The organism is Rhizobium mesosinicum (assembly GCF_019511345.1).
Taxonomy (GTDB): Bacteria; Pseudomonadota; Alphaproteobacteria; order Rhizobiales; family Rhizobiaceae; genus Rhizobium; species Rhizobium mesosinicum.
Window position 1 is genome coordinate 294,950 of record NZ_JAEUAK010000004.1, and the last position, 23,298, is coordinate 318,247.

Sequence of the window (23,298 nt, forward strand, 5' to 3'; positions counted from 1 at the left end):
TGGATGTTGCAAAAATAGGTTTGTTTGCCGGTGCCCGGCGAATGGGAAACAGGACTGAGTGACGATGGCAAAACTGAAGATTGACGGCAACGAGATCGAAGTTCCGGATCATTACACGCTGATTCAGGCGTGCGAAGAGGCCGGTGCTGAAGTTCCGCGCTTCTGCTTCCATGAGCGGCTGTCGGTTGCCGGCAATTGCCGCATGTGCCTCGTCGAGGTCAAGGGCGGCCCGCCGAAGCCGCAGGCTTCCTGCGCCATGGGCGTGCGTGATATTCGCGGCGGTCCGAACGGCGAACTGCCTGAAATCTTCACCAACACGCCGATGGTCAAGAAGGCCCGCGAAGGCGTGATGGAATTCCTGCTGATCAACCATCCGCTCGATTGCCCGATCTGCGACCAGGGCGGCGAATGCGATCTGCAGGACCAGGCCATGGCCTTCGGGATCGACACCTCGCGCTATCAGGAAGACAAGCGCGCCGTCGAAGACAAGTATATTGGCCCGCTCGTCAAGACCGTCATGAACCGCTGCATTCACTGCACGCGTTGCGTCCGCTTCACGACGGAAGTCGCTGGCATTTCCGAGCTCGGCCTGATTGGCCGCGGCGAAGACGCCGAAATCACCACCTATCTCGAGCAGGCCATGACCTCCGAGCTGCAGGGCAACGTCGTTGACCTCTGCCCGGTCGGCGCACTGACTTCGAAGCCTTTCGCCTTCACGGCCCGCCCGTGGGAACTGAACAAGACCGAATCGATAGACGTCATGGACGCCGTCGGCTCGGCAATCCGCGTCGATACGCGGGGCCGCGAAGTCATGCGCATCCTGCCGCGCGTCAACGAGGCCGTGAACGAAGAGTGGATTTCGGACAAGACCCGCCACGTCTGGGACGGCCTGAAGACGCAGCGCCTGGACCGGCCTTACGTCCGCAAGGACGGGCGTCTGCAGCCGGCGACCTGGAGCGAAGCCTTCGGCGCCATCAAGGCTGCCGTTTCGGCCACGTCCGGTGACAAGATCGGCGCGATCGCCGGTGACCTCGCTTCGGTCGAAGAAATGTATGCCCTCTCCGAACTGGTGAAGTCTCTCGGTTCCGAGAATCTCGACTGTCGCCAGGATGGGGCGGCACTTGATCCGTCGCTCGGCCGTGCAAGCTACCTCTTCAACCCGACCATCGCGGGCATCGAACAGGCTGATGCGCTGCTTATCATCGGCGCCAACCCGCGCTTCGAAGCGGCCATCCTCAACGCCCGCATCCGCAAGCGTTACCGTCGCGGCGGCTTCCCGATCGGTGTGATCGGCGAGGGCGGCGAGATGCGTTACAAGTATGATTACCTCGGCGCAGGCCCCGATACGCTGAAGGACATTCTCGACGGCGGCCACGCCTTCGCCGAAGTGCTCGCTAAGGCTTCCAAGCCGATGATCATCATCGGCCAGGGCGCTCTGACGCGGACGGATGGCGCAGGCGTTCTCGCAACGGCTGCCAAGCTCGCCGTCAATGTCGGCGCAATCGCTGAAGGCTGGAACGGCTTTGCGGTGCTGCACACCGCGGCATCGCGGGTCGGCGGCCTCGACCTCGGCTTCGTGCCGGGCGCTAAGGGCGTCAATGCCGCCGAGATGCTGAAGACCATGGACGTGCTCTTCCTGCTCGGCGCCGATGAGTTTGATGTCTCGGCCAAGACGGCCAAGTTCACGGTCTATATCGGCTCACACGGCGATAACGGTGCGCATGGCGCAGACGTCATTCTGCCGGCTGCTGCCTATACCGAAAAGTCCGGTACCTGGGTCAACACCGAAGGCCGCGTCCAGATGGGCAGCCGCGCCGGTTTCGCGCCGGGCGACGCCCGCGAGGACTGGGCCATCATCCGTGCCCTGTCCGATGTGCTCGGCAAGAAGCTTCCCTTTGATTCTCTCGGCGAGTTGCGCGCCAAGCTCTATGCGGCATTCCCGCATTTTGCGGCCATCGACGAGATTGCCGAAGGTGACAGCGCCCAAATTGCCGCACTGGCGAAAAAAGCCGGTAAGATGAACAAATCCGGGTTTGCGTCGCCGATCAAAGACTTCTATTTGACGAACCCGATAGCGCGCGCCTCGGCTGTCATGGCCGAGTGCTCGGCATTGGCCCGAAACAATTTCAAAGTCGCGGCAGAGTAAGGGCAGGAACTCATGGATTCTTTCTTCTCGACCTATGTCTGGCCGGCGATCATCATGATCGGTCAGTCGCTGCTGCTGCTCGTCTGCCTGCTGGTCTTCATTGCTTACGTCCTTCTGGCTGACCGCAAAATCTGGGCTGCCGTCCAGTTGCGCCGCGGTCCGAACGTCGTCGGTCCCTTCGGCCTGTTCCAGTCCTTCGCAGACCTTCTGAAGTTCGTCTTCAAAGAGCCGGTCATCCCCGCTGGCGCCAACAAGGCGGTCTTCCTGCTCGCTCCGCTCGTCACCGTGCTTCTTGCGCTGTCGACCTGGGCGGTTGTGCCGCTGGCCGACGGCTGGGTGATCGCCAACATCAATGTCGGCATTCTGTATATTTTCGCGATCTCATCGCTCGAGGTCTACGGCATCATCATGGGTGGGTGGGCTTCGAACTCGAAGTATCCGTTTCTCGGCGCGCTGCGCTCGGCAGCGCAGATGGTGTCCTATGAAGTTTCGATCGGCTTCGTCATCGTCACCGTCCTTCTCTGCGTAGGTTCGCTGAACTTGACCGATATCGTCAATGCGCAGCATACGGGCCTTGGCACCATGCTCGGACTACCGAACTCGTTCCTCGACTGGCACTGGCTGTCGCTGTTCCCGATGTTCGTTGTCTTCTTCATCTCGGCGCTCGCCGAGACGAACCGCCCGCCCTTCGACCTTCCGGAAGCAGAATCCGAACTCGTCGCCGGTTTCATGGTAGAATACGGTTCGGCTCCGTACATGATGTTCATGCTTGGCGAATACGCGGCTGTGGTGCTGATGTGCTCGCTGACGACGATCCTCTTCCTCGGTGGCTGGCTGCCTCCGGTCGACTTCTGGCTCATCAACTGGGTGCCCGGCATCATCTGGTTTATGTTGAAGGCTTGCCTGGTGTTCTTCATGTTCGCCATGGTCAAGGCGTTCGTGCCCCGTTATCGCTACGACCAGCTCATGCGTCTCGGCTGGAAGGTCTTCCTTCCTCTGTCGCTCGCCATGGTCGTCATCGTTGCATTCGTGCTGAAACTGACGGGATGGGCAGGCTGATGTCCAACCTCGTTTCCGGCAAATTTGGAGATTGAAGATGGGAAGCCTGTCCGCCTCCATCAACTCGCTTTTCCTCAAGGAATTCGTCGGCGCCTTTTTCCTGTCGATGCGCTACTTCTTCAAGCAGAAGGCGACGATCAATTACCCCTTCGAAAAGGGTCCGGTCAGCCCGCGCTTCCGCGGCGAGCATGCGTTGCGCCGTTATCCGAACGGTGAAGAGCGCTGCATCGCCTGCAAGCTGTGCGAAGCGATCTGTCCCGCTCAGGCGATCACCATCGAAGCCGGCCCGCGCCGCAATGACGGCACGCGCCGCACGGTGCGTTACGACATCGACATGGTGAAGTGCATCTATTGCGGCTTCTGCCAGGAAGCTTGCCCGGTCGATGCGATCGTCGAAGGCCCGAATTTCGAATTCGCCACCGAGACCCGCGAAGAGCTCTACTTCGACAAGCAGAAGCTGCTCGACAACGGTGACCGGTGGGAGCGTGAAATCGCCCGCAACATGGCGATGGACGCGCCGTATCGTTGATTGAAATTTGGAATGCCGCTGATCGGGCGCGCTCTCGTCCGCTGCGGTCAACATGCACCGGGGCTTTGTCGGCGGAAGCTGTGCGAGGTCCTATCGGGCAGGGAAACTCCCGGCTGCCCGGGGGAAGATAAAAAAGGCACCAACATGGGTCTGCAGGCTCTATTTTTCTATCTTTTCGCCTTTGTCGCGATAGCGTCGGCGTTCATGGTCATCTGGGCGAAGAACCCGGTTCACTCGGTTCTGTTCCTGATCCTGGTGTTCTTCAATGCAGCGGGTCTCTTCCTGCTGCTGGGTGCCGAATTCCTGGCGATGATCCTGCTTGTCGTCTATGTGGGCGCCGTCGCTGTTCTCTTCCTCTTCGTGGTGATGATGCTCGACATCGACTTCACCGAGCTTCGTGCCGGTGTTCTCGAATATGCGCCGATCGGCGCGCTGATCGGTCTCATCCTCGCAGCCGAACTGATCGTCGTCATCGGCGGCAGCGCGATCTCGCCGGAGATCGCCAAGACGGTCGCCATGCCGATCCCGGTACTCGCCGAACGCACCAATACGGCCGCGCTCGGCGACGTGCTCTACACCAACTACGTCTACTTCTTCCAGATCGCTGGTCTGATCCTGTTGGTCGCCATGATCGGTGCGATCGTGCTGACGCTGAAGCATCGCACCAACATCAAGCGGCAGAATATTTCCCGCCAGGTTGCCCGCACGCCCGCGACCGCCGTCGAGGTGATCAAGGTCAAGCCGGGCCAGGGCGTGAGCTGAACCGAGAGGTCAAGGAACAAAGAACATGGTCATCGGACTTTCCCACTACCTCACGGTCAGCGCCATCCTCTTCACGATCGGCATCTTCGGCATCTTCCTGAACCGGAAGAACATCATCGTCATTCTGATGTCGGTCGAATTGATCCTGTTGTCGGTCAACATCAACATGGTCGCCTTCTCGTCGTTCCTCAACGACATCGTCGGCCAGGTGTTCGCACTGTTCATTCTGACTGTTGCTGCTGCTGAAGCGGCGATCGGTCTTGCAATTCTCGTTGTCTTCTACCGCAACCGCGGTTCGATCGCGGTCGAAGACGTCAATATGATGAAGGGCTGAGCGGCTTATGTTCCTCTATAAGGCTATCGTCTTCCTTCCCCTGATCGGCGCGATCATCGCTGGCCTCTTCGGCCGCGCGATCGGCGCCAAGGCGTCGGAATATGTCACCAGCGGCCTGATGATCATCGCCGCCGTTCTCTCCTGGGTCGTGTTCTTCACGGTTGCGCTCGGTCATCCCGAGGGTGCCATCAAGGTCGAGGTTCTCCGCTGGATCCAGTCCGGCGGCATCGACGTCTCCTGGTCGCTGCGTGTCGATACGCTGACCTCGGTCATGCTGATCGTCGTCAATACGGTCTCGACGCTGGTGCATATCTACTCGATCGGTTACATGCACACCGATCCGCACCGCCCGCGCTTCTTCGCCTATCTGTCGCTCTTCACCTTCGCCATGCTCATGCTGGTGACATCCGACAACCTCGCCCAGATGTTCTTCGGCTGGGAAGGCGTAGGTCTGGCCTCCTATCTGCTGATCGGCTTCTGGTACAAGAAGCCCTCGGCCTCGGCGGCTGCGATAAAGGCCTTCATCGTCAACCGCGTCGGCGACTTCGGCTTCGTTCTTGGCATTGCCACCGTCTTCGTGCTGTTCGGCTCGATCAACTTCGACACGATCTTCGCCAACGCTGCGACCTTCGCTCCGGCGGAAGGCGGCGGCGAAGCCGGTGAAGTGATCCTCAACCTCTTCGGCATGCATCTCGACAAGGCGCACGCGCTGACCGGCGCCTGCCTGCTGCTCTTCATGGGCGCAATGGGTAAGTCGGCTCAGTTCCTGCTGCACACCTGGCTGCCGGACGCCATGGAAGGCCCGACCCCGGTGTCCGCACTCATCCATGCCGCAACCATGGTGACCGCCGGCGTCTTCCTCGTCGCCCGCATGTCGCCAATCTTCGAACTCTCGCATGATGCGCTCGTCGTCGTGACCGTGATCGGTGCGATCACCGCTTTCTTCGCGGCGACCGTTGGCCTCGTGCAGAACGATATCAAGCGCGTCATCGCCTACTCGACCTGCTCGCAGCTCGGCTACATGTTCGTTGCTCTTGGCGTCGGTGCTTACGGCGCGGCAATCTTCCACCTTTTCACGCACGCCTTCTTCAAGGCCCTGCTCTTCCTGTGCGCCGGCTCGGTCATCCATGCTGTCGATGGTGAGCAGGACATGCGCTACATGGGCGGCCTGCATCCGCACATCAAGATGACGTTCTGGATGATGATCATCGGCACACTGGCGATCACCGGTGTCGGCATCCCCTTCACCCCGGTCGGCTTCGCAGGCTTCTTCTCGAAGGATGTCATCATCGAGGCTGCCTACGCGGCGCATTCGCCGGTTGCGGGTTTCGCCTTCACATTGCTGGTCATTGCCGCTCTCTTCACGAGCTTCTATTCCTGGCGCCTCATCTTCATGACCTTCTACGGCAAGCCGCGCGCTTCGCATGAGGTCATGCATCACGTCCACGAATCACCGCAGGTCATGCTGGTGCCGCTATACCTCCTCGCCATCGGTGCAGTTTTTGCCGGCGTGCTCTTCGAAGGCCGTTTCTACGGCGAGGAATATGCCGAGTTCTGGAAGGGCGCGCTCTTCACCGGCGCCGAAAACGAGCTGGTGGAAGAGTTCCATCACGTTCCTGCCTGGGTCGGCCTCAGCCCGTTTATCGCGATGCTGCTCGGCTTCGTGACCGCCTGGTACATGTACATCAGGTCGCCGTCGACGCCGCGCAAGCTCGCACAGCAGCACCGTGTGCTCTACCAGTTCCTGCTCAACAAGTGGTATTTCGACGAACTCTACGACTTCCTCTTCGTCCGCAGCGCCAAGGCGCTTGGCAACTTCCTGTGGAAGAAGGGCGATGTCGGCGTCATCGATACCTACGGTCCGAACGGCATTGCCGCCCGCGTCGTCAACGTCACCGATCGCGTCGTACGCCTGCAGACCGGCTACCTCTATCACTATGCGTTCGCGATGCTGATCGGCATTGCGGCGCTCGTTACCTGGATGATGCTCGGGAGTTCCTTCTGATGACCGATTGGCCCATTCTTTCAACGGTCACCTTCCTGCCGCTCGTCGGCGTGGTGCTCCTGTTGCTGATGAACGGCGAAACCGAGAATGGCCGCAAGAACGTGTTGTGGATCTCCTTGATCACCACGGTCTTCACCTTCATCCTCTCGCTCTTCATCTGGATCGGTTTCGACAACGCCAATCCGGGTTTCCAGATGATCGAGCAGCATAGCTGGCTCGGCACCGGCATCGGTTACCATGTCGGTGTGGACGGCATCTCCATGCTGTTCATCATCCTCTCGACCTTCCTGATGCCCTTCTGCGTGCTCGCAAGCTGGCTCTCGGTCGAGAAGCGCCTGAAGGAATACATGATCGCCTTCCTCATCCTCGAAGTGATGATGGTCGGTGTCTTCGTCTCGCTTGATATCGTACTCTTCTACGTCTTCTTCGAAGGCGGCCTCATTCCGATGTTCCTGATCATCGGCGTCTGGGGCGGTGCGAACCGCGTCTATGCGAGCTACAAGTTCTTCCTCTACACGCTGCTCGGCTCGGTGCTGATGCTGCTCGCCATCATGGCGATGTACTGGCAGGCCGGCACGACCGATATCAGCGCGCTGCTTAACTACAAGTTTCCGCCGGCAATGCAGACCTGGCTGTGGCTTGCCTTCTTCGCCTCCTTCGCCGTGAAGATGCCGATGTGGCCCGTCCACACCTGGCTCCCGGACGCGCACGTCCAGGCGCCCACGGCCGGTTCCGTCATCCTGGCAGGCGTGCTCCTGAAGCTCGGCGGCTACGGCCTGATCCGCTTCTCGCTCGGCATGTTCCCGGTCGCATCGGACTATTTCGCGCCGCTCGTCTTCGCGATGTCTGTTATAGCCATCATCTACACCTCGCTGGTCGCGATGATGCAGGACGACATCAAGAAGCTCATCGCCTATTCCTCGGTTGCTCACATGGGCTACGTGACGATGGGCATTTTTGCGGCCAACGCTCAGGGTCTGCAGGGTTCGATCTTCCAGATGCTGTCGCACGGCATCGTTTCGGGCGCGCTCTTCCTCTGCGTCGGCGTCGTCTACGACCGCACCCACACGCGCGAGATCGCTGCCTATGGTGGCCTGGTCAACAACATGCCGAAATACGCGGTCGCCTTCATGGTCTTCACCATGGCGAATGTCGGTCTGCCCGGCACTTCGGGCTTCATCGGCGAATTCCTGACGCTGATCGGCGTCTTCCGCGCCAACACCTGGGTTGCGCTTTTTGCCGCCACCGGCGTCATCCTCTCGGCCGCCTACGCGCTCTGGCTCTATCGCCGGGTGATCTTCGGCGCACTGGAGAAGGAGAAGCTGAAGGCTTTGCTCGACCTTTCACCGCGAGAACAGATCATCCTTTATCCGCTGATCGCGCTCACCATCTTCTTCGGCGTCTACCCGGCTCCGGTCTTCGATGCGACCGCAGCTTCGGTAGACCATCTGATTAACAGCTATTCGGCCGCAGTGCAGGCAGCGCAGAATGTTGCGCTGTCGATGAAATGACGGGACTTTAGGACATGACTGCTGAAACAATCTCCCTGAGCCTGTACCTGTCCGCGCCGGAAATCATCCTCGCGATCGGTGCCCTTCTTCTGCTCATGATCGGCGTTTTTTCGGGCGAGCGGTCCGGTCCGCTCGTCAGCGCTCTGGCGATGATCGTGATTGCCATCTCCGGCCTGTGGCTGATCGCCGTTCCCGGCGACGGCCTTGCCTATGGCGGCGTCTATCTCGCCGATGGCTTTGCACGCTTCATGAAGGTGCTGGCCCTGATCGGTTCTCTGGTCGCGCTGTTCATGTCGATGGGGCACGCGCGGGAAAATCAGCTCGACAAGTTCGAGTTCCCGGTTCTTCTGGTGCTGTGTACGCTCGGCATCATGCTGATGATCTCGGCCAACGACCTGATCGCGCTCTATCTCGGCCTTGAACTGCAGTCTCTGGCGATCTACGTCATCGCTGCGATCAACCGCAACAGCCTGAAGTCGACCGAAGCCGGCCTGAAGTATTTCGTCCTTGGCGCGCTTTCCTCAGGCATGCTGCTCTATGGCATGTCGCTGGTCTACGGCTTCACCGGGCACACGCATTTCGCCGAGGTTGCCCAGGCGCTCACGGTCGAAGGAGCACGTTCGCTCGGCCTCGTCTTCGGCCTCGTCTTCATCCTCGCCGGCATCGCCTTCAAGATCTCGGCCGTTCCGTTCCACATGTGGACGCCGGACGTTTATGAAGGCGCACCGACCCCGGTCACTGCCTTCCTCGCGAGCGCGCCGAAGGTTGCCGCCATGGCGATGATGACCCGCATCGTCATCACCGCCTTCCAGCCGGTGCTGACCGATTGGCAGCAGGTCATCGTCTTCATTTCGATCGCTTCCATGTTGCTCGGTTCGTTTGCGGCCATCGGCCAGAAGAACATCAAGCGGCTGATGGCCTATTCCTCGATCGGTCACATGGGTTACGCGCTGGTCGGCCTCGCAGCTGGTAACCAGACGGGCGTCACCGGCGTCATGCTTTACATGGCGATCTACATGGTCATGACCCTCGGCTCCTTCGCCATCATCATGTCGATGCGCCGCAAGGATGGCACGGTCGTCGAGAATGTCAGCGATCTCGCCGGCCTATCGACGACGAACCCCTTCATGGCTGTCGTGCTGACCGCGCTGATGTTCTCACTTGCCGGTATCCCGCCGCTCGCCGGCTTCTTCGCTAAGTACTTCGTCTTCGTTGCCGCCATCGAGGCCAAGCTCTATGCGCTTGCCGTCATCGGTGTTCTGGCGTCGGTCGTCGGCGCTTACTACTATCTGCGCGTCATCAAGCTAATGTGGTTCGATGAGGCGACCGGCGACTTTGCCCGCGTCTCCGGTTCGCTGTGTCTCGTCTTCGGTCTCTCCGGTCTCTTCGTCGCTGCCTATGTTCTGATTGGCGGCCCGATCGGCGGCGCGGCTGAACTCGCTGCGGCAACGCTCTTCTGATGGTTTCCGACAAGCGGCGCCGGATATCGCTCGGCGATGTCAGGCACGAGGCCTTGTCGGAAACGTCCTCGACCAACACGGAATGCCTTGCCCGGGCTCGGGCAGGGGACAGCGGTCTCCTCTGGGTAACCGCCGAACGACAGACCGGCGGCCGGGGCCGCCGGGGCCGTCCCTGGGTTTCAGAGCGTGGCAATCTCTACGCCTCCCTTCTGCTCATCGACCCCGCACCGATGGAGCGCCTCGCCTCCCTGCCGTTGACAATCGCCGTCGCGGTTCATCAGGCAGTTCGCAGCGTTCTGCCGCCCGGCGCCGAGCCCGTAGAGGTGAAGTGGCCGAACGATATCCTGATTGGACGCAAGAAGACCTGCGGCATCTTGGTAGAAGGTGAGCGGCTGGTTGACGGGCGCCACGCTGTCGTGATTGGCATCGGCATCAACGTATCCGTCATGCCCGATAACCCGATCTATCCCGTCACCTGCCTGCGCGATCAGGGAAGTGCGGCTTCACCCGAAGAACTCTTCGCTCATCTCTTTGCCTCCATGACCGAGGCGCTGAATATCTGGGATGAAGGGCTGGGAATCAGCGAAATCACCGCGCGGTGGCGTGCGGTTGCCTGTGGAATTGGCGAAAAGATAACCGTGAATTTGCCCGACAGGTCGATTTCCGGGTTTTTCGCCGGAATAGATGATAATGGCCTGTTGATGCTCGATACGGGCACAGGCAGGATGACGCCGATTGCAGCCGGCGATGTATTCTTTGGATAGTGGAAAAAACAGACATTATGGCGAAACAGGACGAACTGGTATTTCTGCCTCTGGGCGGCGTCGGCGAGATTGGTATGAATCTCGCGCTGTACGGTTTCGGTCCTTCCGATCATCGCCAGTGGATCATGGTAGATTGCGGCGTCACGTTTCCGGGGCCGGATCTGCCGGGCGTGGATCTCGTCCTGCCCGACATCCGTTTCCTTGCCAATGAGCGCAAGAACCTCAAGGCGATCATCATCACCCACGCTCATGAGGACCATTACGGCGCGCTCGCCGACCTCTGGCCGGGCCTCAATGTACCGGTCTACGCCTCGCCTTTCACGGCAGGGCTCCTGGAAGCTAAGCGCAATTTCGAGAAGGAGGCGATCGGCGAAGTGCCGGTGACGATCTTCAAGGCCGGCGATAGGATCAATGCCGGGCCTTTCAGCATTGAGGGCGTTGCCGTCAACCATTCTATCCCCGAGCCGATGTCGCTGATGATCCGCACACCGCTCGGCAATGTCATCCACACCGGCGACTGGAAGATCGATCACGAGCCGTCGCTCGGACCGCTGACAGACGAGACACGTTTCCGTCAGCTCGGTGATGAAGGGGTGCTGGCGCTTCTCTGCGACTCCACTAATGCGCTGCGCGACGGCGTTTCTCCCTCCGAGAAGGATGTGTCGGAGAGCCTGCGCAAGATCATCGAGAATGCCGAAGGACGTGTGGCGATCACCACCTTCTCCTCGAATGTCGGCCGTATCCGCACTGTCGCCGAAGCCGCAGAAGCTGCGGGTCGCCAAGTGCTGCTGCTGGGAAGCTCGCTCAAGCGGGTATGCGACGTCGCTCAGGATATCGGCCTGATGGAAGGCATAAAGCCGTTTATCTCGGAAGAGGATTATGGTTTCATCCCGCGTGACAAGGTCGTCGTCATCCTTACTGGTAGCCAGGGAGAGCCGCGCGCTGCCCTTGCCAAACTCTCCCGCGACGAGATGCGCAATGTAGCCTTTGCTGCCGGCGACATTGTCGTCTTCTCCTCGCGTGCCATCCCCGGTAACGAGAAGGCGATCCAAGACATCAAAAATGGCCTCGTCGAGCAGGGGGTTCATATCATTACCGACACGGAGGCGCTGGTGCACGTCTCCGGCCATCCGCGTCGCAACGAGTTGCAGAAGATGTACGAGTGGACGCGGCCGAAGGTCGTCGTGCCGGTGCATGGCGAGGCAACGCATCTGACGGCGCACAAGGAGCTTGCCGAACAATCGGGTATTCCGACCGTGCCGCGCGTGCGCAACGGCGATGTGCTGAGGCTGGCGCCGGGACCGGTCGAGGTGATCGACGAAGCGCCGCACGGCCGCATCTATAAGGACGGGTCACTGATCGGTGACTTTGACGAAATGGGCATCGGCGAGCGCAAGAAGCTCGCTTATGTCGGTCATGTCGCCGTCAGCATTGTGCTGGATAACCGCTACGACATCATCGGGGAGCCCGATCTTGTGGCGATCGGCCTGCCGGCCTATGACGACGAAGGCGAGGATATGGAGGATATGCTGTTCGATGCCGCGATTGGCGCGTTCGAGAGCATCCCACGAGCCCGCCGCAAGGATATCGACATGGTACAGGAGGCACTGCGCCGCGCCGTTCGCTCCGCCGCCAACAACGCCTGGGGCAAGAAGCCCGTCGTCACCGTTTTCATCACCAGGGTCTGAATGATGCTTGGCCGGGTGAACCATATCGCCATCGCCGTGCCCGATCTGACCGCTGCGGCTGCAAGCTATCGCGACACGCTGGGCGCTGCGGTCTCCGAGCCGCAAGCTTTGCCGGAGCATGGCGTGACGGTCGTCTTCGTGGAACTGCCGAACACCAAGGTGGAACTGCTGGAGCCGCTCGGTGAAACCTCGCCGATTGCGGCCTTCCTCGAGAAGAACCCGTTCGGAGGCATGCATCATATCTGCTACGAGGTCGACGATATTCTGGCTGCGCGCAACAGGTTGACGGCATCAGGGGCGAGGGTGCTTGGCAATGGTGAGCCGAAGATCGGCGCTCACGGCAAGCCGGTGCTCTTTCTCCACCCGAAGGACTTCTTCGGAACGCTCATTGAGCTGGAACAGGCCTGATCGCACTGCGGCAGAGTGACCTAAATTATCCGTAGCCTTTGAATTGGCCGTCATTCCCGCTTATAAGCACGCAAAACGAAGCGCCAAGGCGCCATACCGACGAGACCACGATGTTTCAGGCCTTCCTCCAGGGATTCGCAGTCTATTTCATCATCTGGTGGATCACGCTTTTCGCTGTCCTACCGATCGGTCTTCGTACGCAGGCGGAGGATAATGATGTTGTGCTGGGGACCGTGCCGAGCGCGCCGACCCGTTTCCGCCCGCTTTTCGTCTTCTCGCTGACGACGATCATCTCCGGCGCCATCTACGGTATCTGGTACATCTGCTCGACCTATTTCGGTTTCGGCTTCGATGCACTTCCGCAAATAGGGCCTAGCTTCTATTAGGAATGACTTTTGCTCAATCTTTGGGCAGATGTAAATCACCCGCGAAAAACGTGTCACACGCATGTCATGTAAGTGAGGCAATGACCTTGCGTAACGGAAAGCAGATTTACCTACCGAAAGGGGAGATTGATTTTCGGCTCTATTGGAAACCGAAAAGCAAAAAAAAACAAGGCTAAAAGCCTTGTTTTAAGTATCGCGTGATCCTTAACCGTTACCGGGGCAGCGACAAGCGCGCCTAAGATCTGATCCTCCCAAGACTTGACCGCGAGTAGGGCAAGAATTTAACCTTCCTGCCTGTTTTGTGAGCTAAAGCTAGCTCAAAGAATGTGCTTTGTCATTAGCTTTTTTTGCATTTTTGCTACACTCACGCAAAATTTTCCTGTTGACAAGATTTACCTTCAAGCCCTTATAAATACGCGTTTTTTCGCGCCCGCTCAATTTGTAGGTGCTAACATGCGTCTGCGGGAGTTAGCTTGCGCTGGTCGCGGGTTTCTTTCCTGCCGCGAAGCGGGTATGAACGCTCCCATCTTTAATAAATGCCGTCGATTCCGCTTGGGTAAGCGGCGTCTCAACTATACCGGAATCCGCCATGCGTCTGTCCCGCTTCTTCGTACCCATCCTTAAGGAAAATCCCAAGGAGGCGGAAATCGTCTCCCATCGGCTGATGCTGCGGGCCGGCATGATCCGCCAGCAGTCGCAGGGAATCTATTCCTGGCTGCCGCTGGGCAAGAAGGTGCTTGACAAGGTCAACACCATCATCCGCGAAGAGCAGAACCGCGCGGGCGCTATCGAGCTTTCGATGCCGACGCTGCAGTCGGCCGAACTCTGGCAGGAGAGCGGCCGCTATGACGCCTATGGCAAGGAGATGCTGCGCATCAAGGACCGACAGGACCGCCCGATGCTCTACGGCCCGACCAACGAAGAAATGATCACGGATATCTTCCGTTCTTCGGTCAAGTCCTACAAGGACCTGCCGCTCAATCTCTATCACATCCAGCTGAAATTTCGTGACGAGATCCGTCCGCGCTTCGGCACGATGCGCTCGCGCGAATTCATGATGAAGGATGCCTATTCCTTCGATCTGACACGCGAAGGTGCAGAACATTCCTACAACAAGATGTTCACGGCCTACCTGCGCACCTTCGATCGTCTCGGCCTGCGCGCCATTCCGATGCGCGCCGATACCGGCCCGATCGGCGGCAATCTCAGCCACGAGTTCATCATCCTTGCCGATACGGGCGAGTCCGAAGTCTTTTGCCACAAGGATTTCGTCAATTTCGACATTCCTGCCGAAAACACCGATTTCGACAGCGTCGACGGTCTGAAGGGGATCTTCGACAAGTGGACATCGCTCTATGCCGCGACTTCCGAAATGCACGACGAGGCAGCCTTTAACGCCATTCCGGAAGGCGAGCGTCTTTCGGCGCGCGGTATCGAAGTCGGCCATATTTTCTACTTCGGTACCAAGTATTCGGAGCCGATGGGTGCAAAGGTGCAGGGTCCCGACGGCAAGGAACATTTCGTTCACATGGGTTCCTACGGTATTGGCCCGACGCGCCTTGTTCCCGCCATCATCGAAGCATCGCATGATGAGAAGGGAATCATCTGGCCAGAGTCGGTCGCGCCCTTCGATATCGTGGTCATCAACATGAAGGCCGGTGACGAGGCATGCGACGGCACCTGCGAGCTGATTTACGCCGCGCTGACCAAGGCCGGCAAGGACGTGCTCTATGACGACACGGATGACCGTGCCGGCACCAAATTCGCGACCGCCGACCTGATCGGCGTGCCGTATCAGATCATTGCCGGTCCGCGTGCGGTCGCGAACGGCGAAGTGGAAGTGAAGGACCGCAAGACCGGCGCTCGCGAAACGATGACCATCGAGGCGGCGATCAACAGGTTCGTGGCTTAGGAAAGACGGAGGCGAAATGGCAGAGGCAGCAGTGGACCGGAGTTCAAAATCCGGCTTGGGTCCGGCTGGCAAGCCATTCTCCACCTTCGAACGCCTTGTGGCGTGGCGCTATCTGCGCGCCCGCCGCAAGGAGGCGTTCATCTCGGTCATTGCCGGCTTCTCCTTCGTCGGCATCATGCTGGGCGTTGCGACGCTGATTATCGTCATGGCCGTCATGAACGGGTTCCGCACGGAGCTGGTCTCCCGCATCCTCGGCATCAACGGCCATATGATCATCCAGCCGGTCGATGGTCCCTTCACCGATTATGCCGATCTCGTGAAAAGATTCGAGGCGGTGCCCGGTATCAAGATGGCGCTGCCATTGGTGGAGGGCCAGGTGCTGGCCTCTTCGCAGACGGGCGGCAGCACCGGCGCGCTGGTGCGCGGCACTCGGGCCGAAGACCTGACCAAGCTTAAGACGGTTTCCGATAACATCAAGTCCGGCGATATGGTGGGTTTTGCCGCGGGCGACGGCGTTCTGGTCGGGAGCCGCATGGCCGATCAGCTGGGACTGCGGGCGGGTGACCTGATTACGCTCACGTCACCGGAAGGAGACGTGACGCCGATCGGCGTCAATCCGCGCATTAAATCCTACAAGATTTCTGGCCTCTTCGAGATCGGCATGTCGGAATACGATTCCTCGATCATCTACATGCCGCTCGAGGAATCGCAGCTCTATTTCAATGCGGACGGTCTGGTGCAGTCGATCGAGCTCTTCGTCAACAACCCCGACGATATCGACAATCTGAGGCCGAAGGTCGAGGAGGCCGCCGGCCGGCAGATCGCCGTCACCGACTGGCGCCAGCGCAACCAGACCTTCTTCTCCGCTTTGCAGGTGGAGCGAAACGTTATGTTCATGATCCTGACGCTGATCGTGCTCGTCGCCGCGCTCAACATCATTTCCGGCCTCATCATGCTGGTGAAGGACAAGGGCAGCGATATCGCCATCCTGCGCACCATGGGTGCAAGCTCGAGCGCCATCATGCGGATTTTCTTCATGACCGGGGCTGCGATCGGCATTGTCGGTACGATCGCCGGCGTATTGCTCGGCGTATTCGTCTGCATCAACATCGAGTCCATCCGCCAGTTTTTCTCCTGGGTATCCGGGACGGTGCTCTTCGATCCGCAGCTCTATTTCCTCAGCCAGCTTCCCGCCGAAATGGATGTGAGTGAAACGATCTCCGTCGTCGTCATGGCGCTGACGCTCTCCTTCATCGCGACGATCTTCCCGGCCTGGCGCGCCTCCCGCCTCGACCCCGTCCAGGCCCTCCGTTACGAATAGGGCTTCGATCCAAGGTCATGCATGATCCAAGGCCAAATCCAAGGAATGCCGCATTCATGAAACGCAACGTCGTTCTCAAGCTTTCGGGCGTCGAGCGCCATTACGGACAGGGCGAAACGCTGCTGACCATCCTCAAGGGTGCGGATTTCACCCTGACGAGCGGCGAGATGGTGGCGCTGGTTGCCCCGTCAGGGACCGGCAAGTCGACGCTTTTGCACGTCGCAGGGCTGCTGGAGCACCCTGACGGCGGCGAGGTAACGGTCAACGGTCGCCCCTGTGACGGCCTTTCCGATGACAAGCGCACGGCCATCCGCCGCGGCGAGATCGGATTCGTCTATCAGTTCCATCACCTGCTGCCGGAATTCTCGGCACAAGAGAACATCATGATGCCGCAGCTCATTGCCGGCCTCTCATGGAAGGAAGCGAGTGAACGGGCAAAGATGCTTCTGGATTACATGCGCATCGGCCATCGCGGCACGCATCGCCCGGGCGAGCTTTCCGGCGGCGAGCAGCAGCGTGTGGCAATCGCGCGCGCCGTCGCCAATGCGCCGCGCCTGCTTCTGGCCGACGAGCCGACCGGCAATCTCGACCCGGAAACCGCCAGTTATGTCTTTGACGCTCTGGAGGCCCTGGTGCGCCAGTCCGGCCTTGCTGCGCTGATCGCCACACATAACCACGAGCTCGCCCGTCGTATGGACAGGCGCGTGACGATCTCCGACGGCAAGGTGGTGGACTTCTGATTATCAGGGGATAATCAGCCCGCCGCGATAATCGAGCTCATAGGCCTTTTGGCCATCCACGAGAATGAATTCGTGGCCGTGGAAATGTGTGCAATCGCCTTCGCTCCTATCGACATAGCGCCCCAGCGAATGATCGAAGATCATGCCGCCAAGGAAGCGGCCCTGCTTGTAGAGGTGTGACAGCGCGGCGCTAATGATCGCGCCGGCGACAGTTCCGTCGATGATATCGGGCTCGATGATCCGCCCGAAATAGTTCATTGCCCAGACTGGTTTTTCCTCCAGCCACACGACTTCCTGACCGGCAAAATCCGTACCGCCGAAATAGCTGTCGAGATAGCGCCAGATGTCGCGCTTATAGCTGAGGTCATGAGCGCCGATCCGATAGGAAGGCTGCGCCTTGGCGCCGGCAACATATGTCCGCGATTTGGCTTCGACAATGAAGCTATTGAGTTCCAGAACGTTCATAGTCCCTCTGCTCCGATGTTAACCATGTCCCGCAGAAGCGGGATGGAATCCTGTTGACAACAGAACATACATGGAACAAACTAAAAACATAAGAGCAAGGAGAGCCAAATGACTGACATGATCCGTGATATCGCAGCATTCACCTCCATCGCAATGTTCGTTGCCAGCTTCTCGCTAATCGTTATGGCAATGTAAGAATTCAGGGGATCGCGTGGCAGCCATGCGGTCCCGAAGCAGGACTTTTCTGGACAGAATCGCCTTAAATGCCGACAATGCGCATTCTTCATTGAAGCAGTTGGAAGGGCATGTCATGGCGGAAGCGGAGCAGGGTGCGATCGGCGGAAAGCCGGGCTTCGTCCATTTGAGGGTCCACTCTGCTTATTCGCTGCTCGAAGGCGCGTTGCCGCTCAAGAAGATCCTCTATAAGGCAGCCGGCGACAATCAGCCGGCCATTGCCATCACTGATACCAACAATCTCTTCGTCGCCCTGGAGTTTTCCCAGAAGGCGATGGATGAGGGGCTGCAACCGATCATCGGTTGTCAGGTGTCGATCGACATGGAAGACGGCCTCGAAACCGAAAAGCGGGGAGGCCAGCAGGCGCTGGTCAAGCTGCCTTCCATCGTGCTTCTGTCTGCGACGGATGCGGGCTACGAGCGGCTGGTCGACCTTGTCAGCCGTGCCTATCTCGGCGGCGAAGGCAATTCGACAATTCACATCCGCGCCTCGTGGCTGGATGAGATCGGCACGGAAGGCCTGATAGCGCTGACGGGTGCCTCGACCGGGCCGATCGACATGCCGCTCAAGGACAGCCACGCCGCCGCTGCGGAGACGCGGCTGCTGACGCTGAAGCGCATCTTCGGGGACCGGCTTTATGTCGAACTGCAGCGGCACGGCACTTACGACAAGCGGCACGAACAGAAAATCGTCGGCCTCGCCTACAAGCACGACCTGCCGCTGGTCGCGACCAATGAAGCCTTCTTCCCGACACGCGACGATTATGACGCCCACGACGCGCTGATGGCGGTCGCCCACAACGCCATTGTTTCCGACGATAGCCGTTTCCGTCTCTCCCCCGATCACTACCTGAAGAGCCGTGCGGAGATGGAAAAGCTCTTCGCCGATCTGCCGGAAGCATTGGAAAATACCGTCGAGATCGCCCGGCGCTGCTCCTTCGTTCTGAAGACCCGCAAGCCGATCCTGCCGCGCTTCACCGGCGCCACGGACGATCCTGAAGAGGCCGAACGCGCCGAGGCGCTCGAACTCCGCCGCCAGGCACAGGAGGGGCTCGACATGCGCCTCGCCACGCTCGGCATGTCCGCAGGTTACGAGGAGAAGGATTACCGCGAGCGGCTGGAATTCGAGCTCAGCGTCATCGAGCGGATGAAGTTCCCCGGCTACTTCCTCATCGTTGCGGACTTCATCAAGTGGGCCAAGCAGAATGACATTCCCGTCGGTCCTGGCCGCGGTTCGGGTGCGGGTTCGCTGGTCGCCTATGCATTGACCATCACCGACGTCGATCCGCTGCGTTTCTCGCTGCTCTTCGAACGCTTCCTCAATCCGGAGCGCGTCTCGATGCCGGACTTCGATATCGACTTCTGCCAGGACCGCCGTGAAGAGGTGATCCGTTACGTGCAGCGTAAATATGGGCGCGAGCAGGTGGCGCAGATCATTACTTTCGGTTCGCTCCAGGCGCGCGCCGCCCTTCGCGACGTCGGCCGTGTCCTGGAAATGCCCTACGGCCAGGTCGACAAGATCTGCAAGCTGGTGCCGAACAATCCGGCAAATCCTACGCCTCTATCCAAGGCGATCGAGGAAGAGCCGAAGCTACAGGAAGAGGCGGCCAGGGAACCGGTCGTTGCCCGCCTTCTGGACATCGCCCAGAAGATCGAAGGCCTCTACCGCCACGCTTCGACCCACGCCGCCGGCATCGTGATCGGCGACCGCCCGCTGTCGAAGCTCGTGCCCATGTATCGCGATCCGCGTTCCGATATGCCGGTCACCCAGTTCAACATGAAGTGGGTGGAGCAGGCCGGCCTCGTGAAGTTCGACTTCCTCGGCCTGAAGACGCTAACCGTGCTCAAGGTCGCCGTCGATTTTTGCAAGAAGCGTGGCATCGAGGTGGATCTCGCCAAGATCCCGCTCGACGACAAGAAGACCTATGAGATGCTGTCGCGCGGTGAAACGGTCGGCGTGTTCCAGGTGGAAAGTGCCGGCATGCGAAAGGCGCTGATCGGCATGAAGCCGGACTGCATCGAAGACATTATCGCGTTGGTCGCGCTTTATCGTCCGGGTCCGATGGAAAACATCCCGACCTACAATGCCCGCAAGCATGGCGACGAGGAACTGGAATCGATCCATCCGATGATCGACCATCTGCTCAAGGAAACGCAGGGCGTGATCGTCTACCAGGAGCAGGTGATGCAGATCGCCCAGGTCCTGTCGGGCTATTCGCTCGGCGAAGCCGATCTTCTGCGCCGCGCCATGGGCAAGAAGATCAAGGCTGAAATGGACCAGCAGCGCGAACGCTTTGTCGACGGCGCGGTCAAGAACGGCGTGTCGAAGCCGCAGGCCGACAACATCTTTGAACTCTTGGCAAAGTTCGCAAACTACGGTTTCAACAAATCGCACGCCGCCGCCTATGCCATCGTCTCCTATCAGACGGCCTATATGAAGGCGCATTATCCGGTCGAGTTCCTGGCCGCGTCGATGACGCTCGATATGTCGAACACGGAAAAGGTCAACGACTTCCGCCAGGATGCCAAGCGCCTGGGCATCGAGGTGATTGCACCCTCCGTTCAGACATCGTTTCGGCATTTCCAGACCGGCGATAACCGGATCTATTACGCGCTCGCAGCTCTTAAGGGCGTCGGCGAATCCGCGGTCGATCACATCGTCGAAATGCGCGGCGACAAGCCCTTTGCCAGCATTGAGGATTTCTGCCTGCGCATCGATCCGCGTCAGGTGAACCGCCGCGTGCTGGAAAGCCTGATCTATGCCGGCGCCTTCGATTGCTTCAACCTGGATCGTGCCCAACTTTCGGCCGGTCTCGACCGCGTGCTCGGCTATGCGCAGCGCGCCCAGGAAAACAAGCTCAGCGGCCAGTCCGATATCTTCGGCGGAGCGCTCTCCTCAGGGCCGGAAAAGATCGCCCTGCCGCCGTTCTCGCCCTGGCTTGCCTCGGAGCGGCTGCTCAAGGAATTCCAGGTCCTGGGCTTCTACCTGACCGCCCATCCGCTCGACAGCTACAACAACATCCTGCAGAAGATGCGCGTACAAACCTTTGCGGATTTCTCGACGGCGGTGAAGCAGGGCGCTGCGAACGGGCGACTGGCAGGCACCGTCATTTCCAAGCAGGAGCGTAAGACGCGCACCGGCAACAAGATGGGCATCATCGTCTTCTCGGATTCCTCCGGCCAGTACGAAGCTGTGCTCTTCTCCGAAATGCTGAACCAGTATCGTGACGTGCTGGAACCCGGAAAATCCTTCGTCATCACCGCGATCGGCGAAGAGAGGCCGGAGGGCGTCAGCCTACGTCTGCAGACAATCCAGTCGCTGGAGGAAAAGTCGCTGCAGATGCAGAAGGCATTGCGGGTCTATGTGCGCGACTCCGGCCCGCTGCGTGCCGTTGCCGCGCACCTGAATGCCAAAGGCGATGGCCTGGTCTCCTTCATCGTGATCAAGGAGGAGGGCAAGCGCGAGGTCGAAGTCGTGCTGCAGGACAAATACCGCATCACGCCGGAGATCGCCGCCGCCTTGCGGGCTGCTCCTGGTGTCGTCGACGTCGAACTCGTCTAACGAAAACGGCAACCGGCATTACGACGGTTGCCCTCTTTTCAGCCGGCCTGCAGCCGGCACGATGCATCCGCGCAGCGGCTTCTGCCGAAGCTCATGATGATCATGCCGATCGCCGTTGCTGCGACCGGTATCAGCAAGGCGGTGCGCAGCGCTTCCAGCCGTTCGGACGGACTGTCTCCATCGCCGAGCGCCAAAGTGCCGACGGCGCTGACGGCGGAAAGGCCAAGTGCTGCGCCGAACTGGAACGACGTATTCACCAGCCCGCTTGCCAGTCCCTGTTCGTTTTCGGCAATACCTTCGGTCGCAATGATCGTCAGAGGGCCGTAGCCGAGCGAGAAGGCAAGGCCGAGCAGGATCGTCGACGGCAGCATGGCCGCGTAGGTCCAGTCGAGCCCCATGCCGAGGAAGAGCGCGTAGCCCGCCACGGCAAAGGCAAAGCCGCCAAGCACCACGCGTCCATTGCCGAAACGCTCGACGAGCAGGGGCGTCAGCAACGGTGCCAGAATGGCATCCATCCCGATGACGATGAGGGCGAGGCTGGTTTCGAAGGCGGACCAGCCGAGCAATTCCTGCAGGTAGAGCGAGACGATGAACTGGAAGCCGAAGAAGGCGCCGGTGAAGAGCATCGCTCCGAGGTTGGATCGCACCAGGGAAGCAGACCGGAAGATCCCGAGCCGCATCAGCGGCGCACGCGAAGTGCGTTCGATGAGAATGAAGGCGAGCCAGAGCACCGCGCTCGCGCCCGCTGTCGCAATCGTCCAGCTTAGTTCACCGGTGGCATGTTCCAGCCGGGTCAGCGTATACGCGGCAAGCAGCATGGCGCCGGTCAGGGTCACCGCACCCGCAATATCGAACCTCTGGCGCGGCGCAATGCTCTCCTTATTCTCTACGATCAGTTTCAGGCCGGCAACGAGCAGGATGGCGGAGACGATGACCGGCGCGAAGAATACCCATCGCCAGCCAACGGCGGACAGAAGCCCGCCAATCACGAGGCCGAGCGAGAAGCCAGCAGATGCCGTACCGGCATAGATCAGCACCGCCCTGTTGCGCTGCAATCCCTCGGGAAAGCTGCCACTGATGAGCGCAAGGCCGGCGGGCGTCATGAAGGCTGCCGCTGCACCCGTCACGAAGCGAGCCGTCAGCAGCATCCATCCTTCGGTCGCAAAGCCGCCGAGGCCTGAGAACAGCAGGAAGACGGCCAGCGCCGTCAGGAAGACCTTGCGCTTGCCGTAGATATCGGCAACGCGCCCGCCGAGCAGCATAAGCCCGGCATAGGCAAGTACATAGGCCGAAACCACGGCGCTCAGCGTGGTGGTCGAAAGGCCGAGTTCGGCCCGGATCGAGGGAAGCGCGATATTGAGCATGGCCGCATCGACGCCTTCGAGAAAGATCGCGCCGCAGAGCACTGCCAGCATGCCGGCGGCACCGGCGCCCATTCTTCCACTCTCCGCTGTCAGGGGAGGACTTGTAGACATCATGAATTCCTTGTCCGTGAAGCAGGGAAGAGCGAAGATGGTTACATATCGATCCTCGGTTCCCTATTGTAACCAAGGAAAAGGTAGGGCATTGTTCGAACCCATGGAAGAAGGCACTTCAAACTCACCGAGTGACTGCTGCAGCACCGACCGCGATTACGACATCCATCAATGGGATGCGCGGGGGGAGTGCGAGGTGCGCCAGATCCTCGATCGCATTGCCGATAAATGGTCGCTGCTGGTCATCGCTCTGCTCGAAAAACGCACGCTGCGATTTACTGAATTGCGCAAAAGCATAGACGGCATCAGCCAGCGCATGTTGACAACGACATTGCGTCAGCTCGAGCGAGACGGGCTGATCGAGCGAACGGTCTATCCCGTGGTGCCGCCAAGGGTCGATTACGCGCTGACGGAGCTCGGTTGCACGTTGCACGACACGATCAAAGCGCTTGTCGTCTGGACCGAGACGAACCAGGCGAAGATCATCGCTGCCCGCCGACGCTACGACGAGCGTGCCAGCGAGAAGCTTTGGTAGGC

At 59.8% G+C, this 23,298-nt stretch carries 19 protein-coding genes; 17 read left to right on the forward strand and 2 right to left on the reverse strand.

The genetic code is table 11. The features are described 5' to 3' along the window. The first annotated feature begins 64 nt into the window (after positions 1–64). The 15 genes from nuoG (at position 65) to JNB85_RS12400 (ending at position 17,025) form a co-directional block, all read left to right on the forward strand. On the forward strand, positions 65–2,146 hold the full coding sequence (gene nuoG, locus JNB85_RS12330) for an NADH-quinone oxidoreductase subunit NuoG (RefSeq protein WP_220334630.1): 2,082 nt from the start codon (positions 65–67) through the stop codon (positions 2,144–2,146). Positions 2,147–2,158: 12 nt separating this feature from the next. Continuing rightward, a complete protein-coding gene (nuoH, locus tag JNB85_RS12335) occupies positions 2,159–3,205 on the forward strand; it encodes an NADH-quinone oxidoreductase subunit NuoH (protein ID WP_183743876.1) in 1,047 nt (348 codons plus the stop codon). A 37-nt stretch (positions 3,206–3,242) separates the two neighbouring features. Further along, positions 3,243–3,734 carry an NADH-quinone oxidoreductase subunit NuoI gene (nuoI, locus tag JNB85_RS12340; protein WP_192727463.1) on the forward strand — a complete coding sequence of 164 codons (492 nt, stop codon included), beginning with the start codon at positions 3,243–3,245 and terminating at the stop codon, positions 3,732–3,734. Between the two features lie 144 nt (positions 3,735–3,878). Then, on the forward strand, positions 3,879–4,496 hold the full coding sequence (locus JNB85_RS12345) for an NADH-quinone oxidoreductase subunit J (RefSeq protein ID WP_220334631.1): 618 nt from the start codon (positions 3,879–3,881) through the stop codon (positions 4,494–4,496). Positions 4,497–4,521: 25 nt separating this feature from the next. Further along, a complete protein-coding gene (gene nuoK / locus JNB85_RS12350; protein WP_007823900.1) occupies positions 4,522–4,830 on the forward strand; it encodes an NADH-quinone oxidoreductase subunit NuoK in 309 nt (102 codons plus the stop codon). Between the two features lie 7 nt (positions 4,831–4,837). Continuing rightward, positions 4,838–6,835, forward strand: coding sequence for an NADH-quinone oxidoreductase subunit L (nuoL, locus tag JNB85_RS12355; protein WP_220334632.1), 1,998 nt, complete (start codon positions 4,838–4,840; stop codon positions 6,833–6,835). Continuing rightward, positions 6,835–8,346 (forward strand): NADH-quinone oxidoreductase subunit M, encoded by a 1,512-nt coding sequence (locus tag JNB85_RS12360; protein ID WP_220334633.1) that lies wholly within the window; start codon positions 6,835–6,837, stop codon positions 8,344–8,346. The genes nuoL and JNB85_RS12360 overlap by 1 nt, the downstream gene beginning before the upstream one ends. Before the next feature lie 14 nt (positions 8,347–8,360). Beyond that, positions 8,361–9,806 carry an NADH-quinone oxidoreductase subunit NuoN gene (gene nuoN / locus JNB85_RS12365; protein ID WP_220334634.1) on the forward strand — a complete coding sequence of 482 codons (1,446 nt, stop codon included), beginning with the start codon at positions 8,361–8,363 and terminating at the stop codon, positions 9,804–9,806. After that, a complete protein-coding gene (locus tag JNB85_RS12370; RefSeq protein WP_220334635.1) occupies positions 9,806–10,570 on the forward strand; it encodes a biotin--[acetyl-CoA-carboxylase] ligase in 765 nt (254 codons plus the stop codon). The genes nuoN and JNB85_RS12370 overlap by 1 nt, the downstream gene beginning before the upstream one ends. 17 nt (positions 10,571–10,587) lie before the next feature. Next, positions 10,588–12,258: a ribonuclease J gene (locus tag JNB85_RS12375; RefSeq protein WP_220334636.1), complete on the forward strand. Its 1,671-nt coding sequence runs from the start codon at positions 10,588–10,590 to the stop codon at positions 12,256–12,258. A 3-nt stretch (positions 12,259–12,261) separates the two neighbouring features. Then, positions 12,262–12,666: a methylmalonyl-CoA epimerase gene (mce, locus tag JNB85_RS12380; protein WP_220334961.1), complete on the forward strand. Its 405-nt coding sequence runs from the start codon at positions 12,262–12,264 to the stop codon at positions 12,664–12,666. A gap of 110 nt (positions 12,667–12,776) precedes the next feature. Further along, complete coding sequence (locus JNB85_RS12385) at positions 12,777–13,052, forward strand: DUF1467 family protein (RefSeq protein WP_220334637.1); 276 nt, start codon at positions 12,777–12,779, stop codon at positions 13,050–13,052. A 589-nt stretch (positions 13,053–13,641) separates the two neighbouring features. Then, positions 13,642–14,964 (forward strand): proline--tRNA ligase, encoded by a 1,323-nt coding sequence (gene proS / locus JNB85_RS12390; protein WP_220334638.1) that lies wholly within the window; start codon positions 13,642–13,644, stop codon positions 14,962–14,964. Between the two features lie 16 nt (positions 14,965–14,980). Beyond that, complete coding sequence (locus tag JNB85_RS12395; protein WP_220334639.1) at positions 14,981–16,285, forward strand: lipoprotein-releasing ABC transporter permease subunit; 1,305 nt, start codon at positions 14,981–14,983, stop codon at positions 16,283–16,285. 56 nt (positions 16,286–16,341) lie between these two features. Continuing rightward, positions 16,342–17,025: an ABC transporter ATP-binding protein gene (locus JNB85_RS12400; protein ID WP_220334640.1), complete on the forward strand. Its 684-nt coding sequence runs from the start codon at positions 16,342–16,344 to the stop codon at positions 17,023–17,025. A 3-nt stretch (positions 17,026–17,028) separates the two neighbouring features. Here JNB85_RS12400 and JNB85_RS12405 read toward each other — a convergent pair whose 3' ends face one another. After that, positions 17,029–17,490, reverse strand: coding sequence for a DUF5680 domain-containing protein (locus JNB85_RS12405; protein ID WP_220334641.1), 462 nt, complete (start codon positions 17,488–17,490; stop codon positions 17,029–17,031). Positions 17,491–17,800: 310 nt separating this feature from the next. Between JNB85_RS12405 and dnaE the strand changes: the two genes are divergently transcribed. Then, positions 17,801–21,286: a DNA polymerase III subunit alpha gene (gene dnaE, locus JNB85_RS12410; RefSeq protein ID WP_220334642.1), complete on the forward strand. Its 3,486-nt coding sequence runs from the start codon at positions 17,801–17,803 to the stop codon at positions 21,284–21,286. 38 nt (positions 21,287–21,324) lie between these two features. On the opposite strand, the gene JNB85_RS12415 is transcribed toward dnaE, so the two are convergent. Further along, positions 21,325–22,722: an MFS transporter gene (locus JNB85_RS12415; RefSeq protein WP_223216486.1), complete on the reverse strand. Its 1,398-nt coding sequence runs from the start codon at positions 22,720–22,722 to the stop codon at positions 21,325–21,327. 142 nt (positions 22,723–22,864) lie between these two features. Between JNB85_RS12415 and JNB85_RS12420 the strand changes: the two genes are divergently transcribed. Next, on the forward strand, positions 22,865–23,296 hold the full coding sequence (locus tag JNB85_RS12420) for a winged helix-turn-helix transcriptional regulator (protein ID WP_220334962.1): 432 nt from the start codon (positions 22,865–22,867) through the stop codon (positions 23,294–23,296). Positions 23,297–23,298: the final 2 nt, after the last annotated feature.

Excerpts from the sequence above, each read along its gene's own strand:
- nuoN (WP_220334634.1), top strand. The coding sequence starts at position 8,361 with ATGACTGCTGAAACAATCTCCCTGAGCCTGTACCTGTCCGCGCCGGAA.
- JNB85_RS12370 (WP_220334635.1), top strand. The coding sequence starts at position 9,806 with ATGGTTTCCGACAAGCGGCGCCGGATATCGCTCGGCGATGTCAGGCAC.
- JNB85_RS12415 (WP_223216486.1), bottom strand. The coding sequence starts at position 22,722 with ATGGGCGCCGGTGCCGCCGGCATGCTGGCAGTGCTCTGCGGCGCGATC.
- JNB85_RS12420 (WP_220334962.1), top strand. The coding sequence starts at position 22,865 with ATGGAAGAAGGCACTTCAAACTCACCGAGTGACTGCTGCAGCACCGAC.
- nuoK (WP_007823900.1), top strand. The coding sequence starts at position 4,522 with ATGGTCATCGGACTTTCCCACTACCTCACGGTCAGCGCCATCCTCTTC.
- proS (WP_220334638.1), top strand. The coding sequence starts at position 13,642 with ATGCGTCTGTCCCGCTTCTTCGTACCCATCCTTAAGGAAAATCCCAAG.
- JNB85_RS12395 (WP_220334639.1), top strand. The coding sequence starts at position 14,981 with ATGGCAGAGGCAGCAGTGGACCGGAGTTCAAAATCCGGCTTGGGTCCG.
- JNB85_RS12360 (WP_220334633.1), top strand. The coding sequence starts at position 6,835 with ATGACCGATTGGCCCATTCTTTCAACGGTCACCTTCCTGCCGCTCGTC.
- nuoI (WP_192727463.1), top strand. The coding sequence starts at position 3,243 with ATGGGAAGCCTGTCCGCCTCCATCAACTCGCTTTTCCTCAAGGAATTC.
- dnaE (WP_220334642.1), top strand. The coding sequence starts at position 17,801 with ATGGCGGAAGCGGAGCAGGGTGCGATCGGCGGAAAGCCGGGCTTCGTC.
- JNB85_RS12345 (WP_220334631.1), top strand. The coding sequence starts at position 3,879 with ATGGGTCTGCAGGCTCTATTTTTCTATCTTTTCGCCTTTGTCGCGATA.
- nuoL (WP_220334632.1), top strand. The coding sequence starts at position 4,838 with ATGTTCCTCTATAAGGCTATCGTCTTCCTTCCCCTGATCGGCGCGATC.
- JNB85_RS12375 (WP_220334636.1), top strand. The coding sequence starts at position 10,588 with ATGGCGAAACAGGACGAACTGGTATTTCTGCCTCTGGGCGGCGTCGGC.
- mce (WP_220334961.1), top strand. The coding sequence starts at position 12,262 with ATGCTTGGCCGGGTGAACCATATCGCCATCGCCGTGCCCGATCTGACC.
- nuoG (WP_220334630.1), top strand. The coding sequence starts at position 65 with ATGGCAAAACTGAAGATTGACGGCAACGAGATCGAAGTTCCGGATCAT.
- JNB85_RS12405 (WP_220334641.1), bottom strand. The coding sequence starts at position 17,490 with ATGAACGTTCTGGAACTCAATAGCTTCATTGTCGAAGCCAAATCGCGG.
- JNB85_RS12385 (WP_220334637.1), top strand. The coding sequence starts at position 12,777 with ATGTTTCAGGCCTTCCTCCAGGGATTCGCAGTCTATTTCATCATCTGG.
- nuoH (WP_183743876.1), top strand. The coding sequence starts at position 2,159 with ATGGATTCTTTCTTCTCGACCTATGTCTGGCCGGCGATCATCATGATC.
- JNB85_RS12400 (WP_220334640.1), top strand. The coding sequence starts at position 16,342 with ATGAAACGCAACGTCGTTCTCAAGCTTTCGGGCGTCGAGCGCCATTAC.